The organism is Pseudomonas sp. MF09150 (assembly GCF_059862355.1).
Window position 1 is genome coordinate 557,924 of record NZ_JCBCUS010000002.1, and the last position, 11,737, is coordinate 569,660.

At 62.2% G+C, this 11,737-nt stretch carries 11 protein-coding genes; 6 read left to right on the plus strand and 5 right to left on the minus strand.

From position 1 onward, the window contains the following. Positions 1-79: 79 nt before the first annotated feature. On the minus strand, positions 80-1,621 hold the full coding sequence (locus tag AC19YX_RS12000) for a phosphoenolpyruvate carboxykinase (RefSeq protein WP_020299817.1): 1,542 nt from the start codon (positions 1,619-1,621) through the stop codon (positions 80-82). A gap of 179 nt (positions 1,622-1,800) precedes the next feature. Further along, positions 1,801-2,703 (minus strand): Hsp33 family molecular chaperone HslO, encoded by a 903-nt coding sequence (hslO, locus tag AC19YX_RS12005; protein ID WP_078469287.1) that lies wholly within the window; start codon positions 2,701-2,703, stop codon positions 1,801-1,803. 102 nt (positions 2,704-2,805) lie between these two features. On the opposite strand from hslO, the gene AC19YX_RS12010 reads away from it, so the two are divergent. After that, a complete protein-coding gene (locus AC19YX_RS12010; RefSeq protein WP_078469286.1) occupies positions 2,806-3,606 on the plus strand; it encodes a phosphatase PAP2 family protein in 801 nt (266 codons plus the stop codon). A gap of 72 nt (positions 3,607-3,678) precedes the next feature. Here AC19YX_RS12010 and AC19YX_RS12015 read toward each other — a convergent pair whose 3' ends face one another. Beyond that, positions 3,679-4,083: an RNA-binding S4 domain-containing protein gene (locus AC19YX_RS12015; protein ID WP_020299814.1), complete on the minus strand. Its 405-nt coding sequence runs from the start codon at positions 4,081-4,083 to the stop codon at positions 3,679-3,681. A 115-nt stretch (positions 4,084-4,198) separates the two neighbouring features. Here AC19YX_RS12015 and rimA point away from each other — a divergent pair, with 115 nt between their 5' ends. Genes rimA through rimK form a run of 3 tightly spaced genes read left to right on the plus strand, consistent with a single transcriptional unit; the run spans position 4,199 to position 6,378 of the window. After that, the gene (gene rimA / locus AC19YX_RS12020) at positions 4,199-4,978 is read left to right on the plus strand and encodes a S6 modification regulatory phosphodiesterase RimA (protein ID WP_500606319.1); all 780 of its coding nucleotides are present in this window, start codon (positions 4,199-4,201) and stop codon (positions 4,976-4,978) included. A gap of 15 nt (positions 4,979-4,993) precedes the next feature. Continuing rightward, the gene (rimB, locus tag AC19YX_RS12025) at positions 4,994-5,476 is read left to right on the plus strand and encodes a retropepsin-like aspartic endopeptidase RimB (RefSeq protein WP_500606320.1); all 483 of its coding nucleotides are present in this window, start codon (positions 4,994-4,996) and stop codon (positions 5,474-5,476) included. Beyond that, positions 5,473-6,378 carry a 30S ribosomal protein S6--L-glutamate ligase gene (gene rimK / locus AC19YX_RS12030; RefSeq protein ID WP_007972871.1) on the plus strand — a complete coding sequence of 302 codons (906 nt, stop codon included), beginning with the start codon at positions 5,473-5,475 and terminating at the stop codon, positions 6,376-6,378. The genes rimB and rimK overlap by 4 nt, the downstream gene beginning before the upstream one ends. A gap of 63 nt (positions 6,379-6,441) precedes the next feature. Here the strand turns inward: rimK and AC19YX_RS12035 are convergent, their stop codons facing one another. Continuing rightward, entirely contained in the window at positions 6,442-7,755 is a 1,314-nt protein-coding gene (locus AC19YX_RS12035) for an ATP-binding protein (protein WP_201128946.1), read from the minus strand. A gap of 104 nt (positions 7,756-7,859) precedes the next feature. Then, the gene (ompR, locus tag AC19YX_RS12040; RefSeq protein ID WP_078469282.1) at positions 7,860-8,600 is read right to left on the minus strand and encodes an osmolarity response regulator transcription factor OmpR; all 741 of its coding nucleotides are present in this window, start codon (positions 8,598-8,600) and stop codon (positions 7,860-7,862) included. A 358-nt stretch (positions 8,601-8,958) separates the two neighbouring features. On the opposite strand from ompR, the gene AC19YX_RS12045 reads away from it, so the two are divergent. Together AC19YX_RS12045 and AC19YX_RS12050 are read left to right on the plus strand one after the other, a co-directional pair. Further along, on the plus strand, positions 8,959-11,283 hold the full coding sequence (locus AC19YX_RS12045) for a Tex family protein (RefSeq protein ID WP_201128945.1): 2,325 nt from the start codon (positions 8,959-8,961) through the stop codon (positions 11,281-11,283). Beyond that, a complete protein-coding gene (locus AC19YX_RS12050) occupies positions 11,283-11,666 on the plus strand; it encodes a PaaI family thioesterase (RefSeq protein ID WP_020299808.1) in 384 nt (127 codons plus the stop codon). The genes AC19YX_RS12045 and AC19YX_RS12050 overlap by 1 nt, the downstream gene beginning before the upstream one ends. The last annotated feature ends 71 nt before the right edge of the window (positions 11,667-11,737 follow it).

An 11,737-nucleotide genomic window follows, 5' to 3' on the forward strand; every position in this document is an offset into this window, starting at 1 on the left:
CGGTGGCAACTGAACCCAAACCTTGCGCCCACAAAAAAGCCGCCCCGAAGGGCGGCTTCTCAAACCACTGAACCGATGCTTACAGCTTCGGGCCGGCAGCCTTGATCGCGTCGCTTACGTCGAACTTCTTGAAGTTCTCGGTGAACAGGCCGGCCAGGGCTTTGGCAGCCTCGTCATAGGCGGCTTTGTCAGCCCAGGTGTTGCGTGGGTTGAGCAGGCCGGTTTCGACGCCTGGAACGGCCAGTGGCACGTCCAGGTTGATGGTGTCCAGGTGCTCGGTCTCGGCACCGATCAGCGCGCCGCTCTGGATCGCTGCGATCACGCCACGGGTGGTCGGGATGTTGAAGCGTTGGCCGACGCCGTAGCCACCGCCGGTCCAGCCGGTGTTGACCAGGTAGACCTTGGAGCCGAAGCCACGGATGCGCTTGATCAAAAGCTCAGCGTATTCGCCAGCCGGACGCGGGAAGAACGGTGCGCCGAAGCAAGTGGAGAAGGTCGACTTGATGCCGGTGCCCGAACCCATTTCAGTCGAGCCCACCAGAGCGGTGTAGCCGGACAGGAAGTGGTAAGCGGCTTGCTCTTCGCTGAGGATCGACACGGGTGGCAGCACGCCGGTCAGGTCGCAGGTCAGGAAGATCACCGCGTTTGGCTCGCCGCCAAGGTTTTTCTCGGAACGCTTGGCAACGTGCTCCAGCGGGTAGGCGGCGCGGCTGTTCTGGGTCAGGCTGACATCGGCGTAGTCGGCGTGCTTGGCGTCATCGATAACGACGTTTTCCAGGACTGCGCCGTGCTTGATGGCTTTCCAGATGACCGGCTCGTTCTTCTCGGACAAGTCGATGCACTTGGCATAGCAACCGCCTTCGATGTTGAACACCACGCCCTCGCCCCAACCGTGTTCGTCATCACCGATCAGGTAACGGCTTTCGTCGGCGGACAGAGTGGTTTTGCCGGTGCCGGACAGACCGAAGAACAGGGTCACGTCGCCCGCTTCACCGATGTTGGCAGCGCAGTGCATTGGCAGCACGTCGGCGGCCGGCAGCAGGAAGTTCTGCACCGAGAACATGGCTTTCTTCATTTCACCGGCGTAGCGCATGCCGGCGATCAGCACTTTTTTCTGAGCGAAGTTGAGGATCACGCAACCATCGGAGTTGGTGCCGTCACGCTCTGGAACGCATTCGAAGTTGGCAACGTTGAGCACCTGCCACTCGTCACGGCCAGCCGGGTTGTACTGGGCCGGGTTGATGAACAGGCAACGACCGAACAGGTTCTGCCAGGCAGTTTGGGTGGTCATTTTCACGGCCAGGTAGTGATCGGCAGACGCCCCTACATGAACATGGGAAACAAAATGTTCCTGCGCGTTGTTGAATGCCTCGACGCGGTTCCACAGGGCATCGAACTTGTCGGCCGGGAACTTGCGGTTGATCGGGCCCCAGGCAATGGCAGCCGAGGTGGACGGTTCTTCAACGATGAAACGATCGACTGGCGAGCGGCCGGTGCGGTGACCGGTGCGAACCACCAGCGCGCCGGTATCGGCAAGCTCGCCTTCACCGCGACTCAGGGCTTCTTTGACCAGATCATCGACACTCAGATCGGTGTACACGGCGTTATTGGCTTGCGTCATGAGGTTCCCCGTCGGCCAGTGGCCGAGTGCTCCAAACGTTTTGTAGTAGAAAGTCGTGCACTACTACCGCGAAAAAAGTGGGCCGGATTATGCCAGAAAAGCCCAAAAAGAGTAGGGCCCTCCCGTCAGAACGGCGTTATTCCGGCACTTGCCAGGTGATTTACCTGCGCTGAATCGTTTTAGTGACGAGTATCTGACGGCGTGTCGACACCCGCTCCGGCAAACAATTGAGCGATATCGGTGGCATCGAACAGGTAGCGTTCGTTGCAGAACTGGCAATCGATCTCGATGCGGCCACCATGCTCGATGACCAGTTGCTTGGCATCTTCCAGACCCAGACTGACCAGTGCATTGCCCGAACGTTCGCGCGAGCAGCTGCAGCGAAAGCGCAGCGACTGCACGTCGAACAGGCGCACGGCCTCTTCGTGATACAGGCGATGCAGCACGGTTTCGTTATCCAGGCTGAGCAACTCGTCGGCGGTCAGGGTGCTGGCCAGGGCGGTGATGTGCTGCCAGCTGGCGTCGCGTTCTTCCTGGTCACGCAGGCGGTCGGCGGGCAATTGCTGCAGCAGCAGGCCGCGGGCGCGGCGGCCGTCGGCGTACAGCCAGAAACGGGTGCCAACTTGCTGCGACATCACGAAATAGTTGGTGAAGCATTCCGACAGGGTCGCACCGTCCAGGTCGACGATGCCCTGGTAGCGCTGGCCCTGGGTCGGGTCGACCGTCAGCGCCAGGACGCCGTTGGGCATCAGGTCGGCCAGGGTAGCGTCAGGGGCGATTTGCGCCGCGTCATAGCGAGCCAGGCCACGGATTTCACGGTCGCTGGAGCACTCGATCATCAGCAGCGGAACCGGGCCCTCGGAGCGTGCCTGCAGGATCAGCAAACCGTCGAACTTCAAGGTGCCGACCAGCAGCGCGGCGGCGGCCATCAGCTCGCCAAGCAACTGTGCAACAGGCTCGGGATAGGCGTGTTTGGCAAGGACTTCGGCATAGCTGAGTTCCAGGCCCACGAGCTCGCCGCGGGTGTCGCTGTCATCGAAGATGAAGCGTTGGGTGAAGTCGGTATCCGGCAAATCAGTCATAGGTCTGGGTATCTGAAGTGATGACAAAATGTGTACAAGCATCGAAAATCAGTTTTTTCGCACCTTTATGGTGCGCGTATTTTCGCTTGCTGGAGGCATTTTATGAACAATCCGGGTCTGTTCCAAGCAAGGTGGAACCTCGGCAGATTGGCTGTGTGTAATTTACTCCCTTTGGCCCTGCTGGGTTTCTGGTTGTGGCCGACCGGGCAAATGCTCTGTGTGATGTTCGACGAATGGCTGTTTCATCTGCTCAATTCCCCCTTGGCGACGCACTCGACCTGGCTGCATATCTGGGCCGTGGCCAGCCTGCGTCCGTTCGATGCGGTGGTCGGGGTGATTCTGCTGAGCCTGTTGATTCGCGGTGACTGGGTGTTCAAGGCCAGCGACGTGCGCCGGGCGTTCTTCGGGTTTGTCTCGATCCTGGTGCTGATGCTGGTGATTCGCGTGCTGTTTTCAAAGTTCGCCGCCTTCATGGGCTGGCAACATCAAAGCCCGTCGATGGTGATCGACGGCGCGGTGCATATGAGCGAGTACTTCCCCGGGTTGGAAAGAACCTGGGAACTCAAGGACCGTTCCAGCCAGAGCTTCCCGGGCGATCATGCGTCGGTGCTGCTGATCTGGGCGATGTTCATGGGGTTGTTCAGCCGCAGCCTGGGGCAGTTCGTGGTGGTCTGGGGCCTGGCCCTGCTGTTCATGATGCCGCGTCTGGTGGCGGGCGCCCATTGGGGGCAGGACGATTACATCGGCGGCGTGCTGCTGGCGATCTGGGCCCTGGGCTGGGGCTACTACACGCCGTATGCGGCCAAGGCCTCGGACCTGCTGCTGCGCCTGACCGCACCGCTGTTCAACCTGCTGGAGCGGATGCCGCTTCTGTCGCGGCTGAGCGTGGTACGGCTGCGCTGAGGCTGTTACGGCGTCAGGCGGGTGGAGTGGCGAGGGAGCAAGCTCCCTCGCCCTGTTGCGAACGCTGGACAATCATTCGTGGCTGCTGCCGTGAAACTTGAACAGGTCGCGGCGCTGCTTTTTGCTCGGCTTGCCGTCGGTGCTGACGCCCAGGGCGCCAGCCTTGCGCAGGGCGGCCGCGCCTTCGCGCTTGGCGATGCTGGCTTCGGTTTCCGCGTACAGGGCCTGCGCCTCGGGCGCGCCACGGCGCACGATGGATAACGCCAGGACCACCACGGTGCGCTCGTCGAAACCGGCGCGGATCTGAAATTCATCGCCGATTCGCGGCTCTTTGCCGGGCTTGCAACGCTCCCCCCGGTGATGCACCTTGCCGCTCTCGATCGCCGCCTTGGCCAGAGCGCGAGTCTTGAAGAACCGCGCCGCCCACAGCCATTTATCGAGACGGACCTTGTCGTCCTCTTCCTGCTTTTGAGCCACTGGAATTCCCCTCTCTGAAAGATGTCGCAACTGTACTACTTGATCGCAGGGGCGCATAAACCCCGCGCCTCACCTAAAATACCCCAGGTTTGCACCTGAACAGCGAGGAGTCCTTGTGACTGATTTCCCCACATCATTGACCTCGCCCAAGACCCGCTGCGAAGGTTGCCAACAAAGCCAGCCGCTGGACTTTGACTTTGCCTTCGCCTATCAACCCATCGTCGATCTGCGCGACCGCTCGATTTTCGCCCACGAAGCCCTGGTACGCGGGGTCCATGGCGAAGGCGCGCTGACGGTGCTGAACCAGGTCAACGACAGCAATCGCTATCGCTTCGACCAGCGCTGCCGCACCCAGGCAATTGCCGGCGCGGCACAACTGGGGATGCAGAGTCACCTGTCGATCAACTTCATGCCCAACGCGGTGTACCGTCCCGAGTTGTGTATTCGCAGCACCCTGGAGGCCGCCCGCCAGCATAACTTCCCGCTGGATCTGCTGATTTTCGAGACCCTGGAAAGTGAGCACGTAGATAACTATCGCCATTTGACCAATATTCTGCGTGAATACCGCGAATTCGGCTTCAAGACCGCCATCGACGACTTCGGCTCCGGCTATTCGGGGCTGAACCTGTTGGCCGATTTCCAACCTGACCTGATCAAACTCGACATGGCGTTGATTCGCGATGTCGACCGTGATCGCGTCCGGCAGGCCATCGTTCGAGGGATTGTCACAATCTGTGCGGAATTGGGCATTACAGTCATCGCCGAAGGCATTGAAAGTGCCGGTGAACGGGACTTTCTCGCCGACTGCGGAATTTTTCTGATGCAGGGCTACTGGTTCGCCAAGCCTGCATTCAAAGCATTGGCCGAGGTTCCTCCCGAGGCCTGGAAAGCGTAATCGCTGGTTACCATTTTGAAGACATTTGACCATTTGACCGTCGTGGGTTTGCGCGAATGGGTGGCGCTTCCCGATTTGGGAGTGGCCGGCCTGCGCGCCAAGATCGACACCGGCGCCAGCACCTCCAGCCTGCATGCCACCGAGATCGAGCCATTCGAGCGCGACGGTGAGCGCTGGGTACGCTTCACCGCGCACCTGGGCAGCGTGGTGCAGCTGCGACATCGACGCTGTGAAGCGCCGCTGGTGGCGATGAAGACCATCAAGAGTTCCAACGGCCAGGCCCAGGTGCGTTATGTGATCAGCACCACCCTGGCCCTGGGCGATCGGGTCTGGCGGGTCGAGTTCACCCTCGCCTGCCGCAAGTCCATGCGTTACCGCTTGTTGCTGGGATCCAAAGCCCTGATCGACGGCCAGTTGGTGGTCAATCCAGGGGTCAAATACGTTCAAGACAAGCCGGTGTTCCCGGTGTCCACTACCTCTGCCACAGGTGTTGCATGAAGATCGCTGTGCTGTCGCGTAACCCGCGTCTGTATTCCACTCGTCGTCTGGTCGAAGCCGGCACCGAGCGTGGCCATGAAATGGTGGTGGTCGATACCCTGCGCGCCTACATGAATATCGCCAGCCACAAGCCGCAGATCCACTACCGCGGCAAGCCGCTGGAAGGCTTCGATGCGGTGATCCCGCGGATTGGCGCCTCGGTGACGTTCTATGGCTGCGCGGTGCTGCGCCAGTTCGAAATGATGGGGGTGTTTCCCCTCAACGAGTCGGTGGCGATCGCCCGCTCGCGGGACAAACTGCGCTCGCTGCAATTGCTGTCGCGCCGCGGCATCGGCTTGCCGGTGACCGGCTTTGCTCACTCACCGGACGACATCCCCGACCTGATCGAAATGGTCAACGGCGCGCCACTGGTGATCAAGGTGCTGGAAGGCACCCAGGGCATCGGCGTGGTCCTGTGCGAAACCGCCACTGCGGCAGAATCGGTGATCGAGGCCTTTATGGGTCTGAAGCAGAACATCATGGTCCAGGAGTACATCAAGGAAGCCGGCGGTGCCGATATTCGCTGCTTCGTGGTCGGCGACAAGGTGATTGCCGCCATGAAGCGCCAGGCCAAGCCCGGCGAATTCCGCTCCAACCTGCACCGTGGCGGCAGCGCCAGCCTGATCAAGATCACCCCCGAGGAACGCATGACCGCCCTGCGCGCAGCCAAGGTCATGGGGCTGGCGGTGGCCGGTGTGGACATCCTGCGCTCGAACCACGGGCCGCTGGTGATGGAAGTCAATTCCTCGCCAGGCCTGGAAGGCATCGAGACCACCACCGGCAAGAACGTGGCGGGGATCATCATCGAGCACCTGGAAAAGAACGGCGGGCCGAACATGACCCGTACCAAAGGCAAGGGATAGGAGCAACTACACGCTTCAAGCTGTAAGCGGCAAGGGAAGAACAGCTTGCCGCTTACAGCGGATTCAATCGGCGTCGCGGGGGAGCAGCAGGCCTAGTGGGAGGCGTACTCGTGCTTCCAGGCCGCCACCGGCGCGGTTGCGCAGCTCGACATTGCCGCCGTGCATCGAGGCGATGCGCTTGACGATCGCCAGCCCGAGGCCGGTACCCTTGCCGCCACGGGCGCGGTCGCCGCGGGTGAACGGGTTGAAGATCGCCTCCAGCTCCGAAGGGTCGATCCCGGCCCCACGGTCCATCACGCTCAGCACCACGTACGGCGCGTTGGTGTCGCCGGACACATAGGCCGCCACTTCCACTTCGGTGCCGGCGTGATTCAGCGCGTTACCAATCAGGTTATTGAGCAGGCGCTTCATCGACACCCGACGCAGCGGGAACGGCTGGATCGGCTCCAGGCGCAGATGCACCCGCTCTTCGTTCTGGTTGTAGGGCGCTGCCACTTCACGCACCAGGTCACTCAGGTCGACCTCTTCCACCGACTCGTCACGCCCGTCGCGGATAAACGCCAGGAACTGATCGAGAATTGCGTCCATGTCCTCGATGTCGCGCACCATGTCGTCGCTCAGGTCGCTGTGGTTGCCCATCAGCTCCAGCGACAGGCGCAAGCGCGTCAGCGGTGTGCGCAGGTCATGGGAGACCCCGGCCAGCATCAGCTCGCGCTCGCGCCCGGCCTGCTCCACATCCTCGGCCATCTGATTGAAGGCACGGTAGACCTCGGTCATCTCGCTCGGGGTATCGCTGATCGGCAGGCGCACGCTGCGCCCCTGCCCCAGTTGCCGGGCGGCATACACCAGGCGCTTGAGCGGCTGGTTGAGCTGGCTGACGAAAATCCAGGCCGACGCAGTGGATAACAGGCCGATGGCAAGGAACCAGCCCAGCACGCTCCAGATCTTCTGCCCGCGCAACGGGTGCGGGTACAGCGGTACTTTCAGCCAGCCATCTCCCAGACTCGGTGCCCGGACCCAGAGGGCGGGGGGTGCATGCATGCGCAACCGCACTTCGGTGTCGGCGCCCAGCTCGGCCTGCATCTGCCGCTGGTAGATCTCGCTGTAGGGCCAGTGCTGTTCGCCGGCCGGCACGCCGCTGCCGACCACCTTGATCAACCCGGCGGCTTCGGCGATCTGGTCGCGGTTGGACTCATCGGCGGCCCAGTAGGCACGCAGGGTCAGGGCCACGCCGTGGCTGTACTGGCGGTCCACCAGCACGTCCTCGTTCATCAGCAGATAAACCAGGGTCAGGGCCTTGGAGAACAGCACCACGATCAGCACCAGCCACAGGGTGCGGGAGAAGAAACTTTGCGGGAACCACAGCGGGGTTTTCATAACAGCCCATACACACTTTGCAGGAGCGAGTCGCACTCGCAGCGTTGCGGAATGCGAACGCCCGGGCGTTGATGGCCCGGGCGTTCGCTCCTACAAATCACCGATCACTTGGTCGCGGTGCCATCCGGCACGAACACATAACCCACGCCCCAGACGGTCTGGATATAACGCGGCTTGGAAGGATCAGGCTCGATCATCCGGCGCAGGCGGGAGATCTGCACGTCGATGGAGCGCTCCAGGGCGTCCCATTCACGGCCACGGGCCAGGTTCATCAGCTTGTCGCGGGTCAGCGGTTGGCGGGCGTTCATCACCAGCGCCTTGAGTACCGCGAACTCACCGGTGGTGAGCATGTGTACTTCATCGCCGCGCTTGAGTTCGCGGGTCGCCAGGGACAGTTCGTAGTCACCGAAGGTCACGCTTTCGTCTTCGCTGCCCGGAGCCCCTGGCACCGGCGCCGACTGGCGACGCAGCACGGCCTTGACCCGCGCCATCAGCTCGTCCGGGTTGAAGGGCTTGGCCAGGTAATCGTCGGCACCCAGTTCCAGGCCCTTGATGCGGCTCAGCTCGTCGCCCTTGGCGGTGAGCATGATGATCGGGATCTGGTTGTTGGCGTTGCGCAGGCGGCGGCAAGCGGTCAGGCCGTCTTCGCCAGGCAGCATCAGGTCAAGGACCACCAGGTTGAAGACCTCGCGGCCCAGCAGGCGGTCCATTTGTTCGGTGTTCGGGACTGCGCGGGCACGGTAGCCCTTGCTGACGAAGAAACGCTCCAGCAGGCTGCTCAGCCCGGGGTCGTCGTCAACAATAAGAATTTTTTCGCCTTCAGCAGTTTGTGCAGTGCTGCTCATTGGATGCTCCTCTAATCTCGGTGCGCATTATGGCGTAGCTGCCGTTATACGCACCGTGTGCATTGTTAGCAGATTTTTCTCGGTCGCCAGCAAACCCGCCGTCGGCCGGCGCCGCGCAATACCCCGGAACAGCAGAACGCTGGTTATAATGCGCCGCCTTTTGTGTCGGGCATTATCTGATCGTTATGCCAATGGCCGCTTTTTTATTTTTCATGGCCGGCAGTAATTTTTCGATTTCGCGGGTCAACAGGCTGCCTGTTGACCCAGGTGGCGGCGCTGGTCAGGCCGCTCAACCAGGCTCGCCGGGCCCATCAATCCGCGCCTGCGAGCCTGCTTTCACAATTTGTCAGGTGGTTTTATGGACAGCATCAACAGCCGCATCGCCGAGGAACTCGGCGTACGCCCACAGCAGGTCGAAGCGGCCGTCGCTCTATTGGATGAAGGCTCCACCGTGCCCTTCATCTCCCGCTACCGGAAAGAAATCACCGGCAGCCTCGATGACACCCAGCTGCGTCATCTGGAAGAGCGCCTGCGCTACCTGCGAGAACTCGACGAACGGCGGATCAGCATCCTGGCCAGCATCGAAGAGCAAGGCAAACTGACCCCGGAACTTGCTCGCGACATCAAGCTCGCCGACACCAAGACCCGCCTCGAAGACCTTTACCTGCCGTATAAGCAGAAGCGCCGCACCAAGGGCCAGATCGCCCTGGAAGCCGGCCTCGGCGAGCTGGCGGACGGTCTGTTCAACGATCCGAGCCTGGCCCCGGAAACCGAAGCCGCACGCTTTGTCGACGCCGAAAAAGGCGTGGCTGACGTCAAGGCCGCCCTCGAAGGCGCCAAATACATCCTCATGGAACGCTTCGCCGAAGACGCGGGCCTGTTGGACAAACTGCGCAACTACCTCAAGCAGGAAGCCACCCTCAGTGCCCGCGTGATCGCCGGCAAGGAAGAGGAAGGCGCCAAGTTCCGCGACTACTTCGAACACGACGAACCCCTGAAAAGCATGCCGTCGCACCGCGCCCTGGCGATTTTCCGTGGCCGCAACGAAGGCATCCTCAGCTCCGCGCTGAAAGTCGGCGACGAACTGCCGGGCACCATGCACCCGTGCGAAGGCATGATCGGCCAGCAATTCGGCATCCAGAACCAGAATCGCCCGGCCGACAAATGGCTCGGCGAAGTGGTGCGCTGGACCTGGAAGGTCAAGCTCTACACCCACCTCGAAACCGACCTCCTGGGCGAGCTGCGCGATGGCGCGGAAACCGAGGCGATCAACGTGTTCGCCCACAACCTGCACGACCTGCTGCTGTCCGCCCCGGCCGGCCCGCGCGCCACCCTGGGCCTGGACCCGGGCCTGCGTACCGGCTGCAAGGTGGCGGTGGTGGACGCCACCGGCAAGCTGCTGGACCACGCCACGGTCTACCCCCACGTGCCGCACAACAAGTGGGACCAGACCATCGCCGTGCTGGCCGCCCTGTGCGCCAAGCATTCGGTGGACCTGATCGCCATCGGCAACGGCACTGCCAGCCGTGAAACCGACAAGCTGGCCGCCGAACTGATCAAAAAATACCCAGCCATGAAGATGACCAAGGTCATGGTGTCCGAAGCCGGCGCCTCGGTGTACTCGGCCTCGGAACTGGCCGCCCGCGAGTTCCCGGACCTGGACGTGACCATCCGTGGCGCGGTGTCGATTGCCCGTCGCCTGCAGGATCCACTGGCCGAACTGGTGAAGATCGATCCGAAATCCATCGGTGTCGGCCAGTACCAGCACGATGTGTCGCAGCTGAAACTGGCACGCGGCCTGGACGCCGTGGTCGAGGACTGCGTGAACGCCGTGGGCGTCGACGTCAACACCGCGTCCGTGGCCCTGCTGGCGCGGATCTCCGGCCTCAACGCGACCCTGGCGCAGAACATCGTCAGCCACCGCGACGAGAACGGCGCATTCAAGACCCGCGCCGCGCTGAAGAAAGTCGCACGCCTGGGCGAAAAAACCTTCGAACAGGCCGCCGGCTTCCTGCGCGTGATGAACGGCGACAACCCGCTGGACGCCTCGGCGGTGCACCCTGAGGCCTATCCACTGGTGCAACGGATCGCTGCCGAGACCGACCGCGATATTCGCTCGCTGATCGGCGACAGCGGCTTCCTCAAGCGCCTGGACCCGAAGAAGTTCACCGACGAGACCTTCGGTCTGCCGACCGTCACCGACATTCTCCAGGAACTGGACAAGCCGGGCCGCGACCCGCGCCCCGAGTTCAAGACCGCCGAGTTCCAGGAAGGCGTCGAAGACCTCAAGGACCTGCAACTGGGGATGATCCTCGAAGGCGTGGTGACCAACGTCACCAACTTCGGTGCCTTCGTCGACATCGGCGTCCACCAGGACGGCCTGGTGCACATCTCCGCGCTGTCCGAGAAGTTCATCAAGGACCCGCGTGAAGCGGTCAAGGCTGGCGATGTGGTCAAGGTCAAGGTCATGGAGGTCGACATCCCGCGCAAACGCGTGGGCCTGTCGATGCGCATGAGCGACACCCCGGGCGAGAAAATCGACGGTGCCCGTGGCTCACGCCCGGGCTCGGCATCGCGCCAGTCGCAAAACAGCGCGCCGCGCAAGGAAACCGCCACGGCAGCCCCGGCCAACAACGCCATGGCGTCTCTGTTCGCCAATGCCAAACAGTTGAAGAAACGCTGATGGAAATCCCCGCCGGCCTGACCGAAAGCGCCTTCTTCCAACTGCTGGGCTGTCGCTTGCAGCGCCTGGAAGTCGGAGAGGCCGACGTTGCCCTGGCGCTGACGCCAGAACTGCGCAATCGAGGGCAGAAACTGCACGGCGGGGCGATTTTCAGCCTGGTGGACATCGCCATGGGCCTGGCTTGCTCCAGCACCCACGGCTTCGACCAGCAGAGCGCGACCATCGAGTGCAAGATCAACTACATCCGTGCGGTGGCCGAGGGCGAGGTGCTGTGCCGCGCCCGGGTCATCCATCCCGGCCGCCGGACCCTGGTGGTCGAGGCGGATGTGGTGCAAGGCGACAAACTGGTCGCAAAAGCACAAGGCACCTTCGCGGTCCTATAGCTGCCCGCCATCAAATTGGGTTAATTTCGGCGCTGCGAAAGCGGCGTCGGAATTTTTTGCCGGCGCCAGAG

Coding starts and splice junctions, on each gene's coding strand:
- AC19YX_RS12010 (WP_078469286.1), top strand. CDS start 2,806: ATGAACAATCCGGGTCTGTTCCAAGCAAGGTGGAACCTCGGCAGATTG.
- hslO (WP_078469287.1), bottom strand. CDS start 2,703: ATGACTGATTTGCCGGATACCGACTTCACCCAACGCTTCATCTTCGAT.
- AC19YX_RS12035 (WP_201128946.1), bottom strand. CDS start 7,755: ATGAAAACCCCGCTGTGGTTCCCGCAAAGTTTCTTCTCCCGCACCCTG.
- AC19YX_RS12050 (WP_020299808.1), top strand. CDS start 11,283: ATGGAAATCCCCGCCGGCCTGACCGAAAGCGCCTTCTTCCAACTGCTG.
- ompR (WP_078469282.1), bottom strand. CDS start 8,600: ATGAGCAGCACTGCACAAACTGCTGAAGGCGAAAAAATTCTTATTGTT.
- rimK (WP_007972871.1), top strand. CDS start 5,473: ATGAAGATCGCTGTGCTGTCGCGTAACCCGCGTCTGTATTCCACTCGT.
- AC19YX_RS12000 (WP_020299817.1), bottom strand. CDS start 1,621: ATGACGCAAGCCAATAACGCCGTGTACACCGATCTGAGTGTCGATGAT.
- AC19YX_RS12045 (WP_201128945.1), top strand. CDS start 8,959: ATGGACAGCATCAACAGCCGCATCGCCGAGGAACTCGGCGTACGCCCA.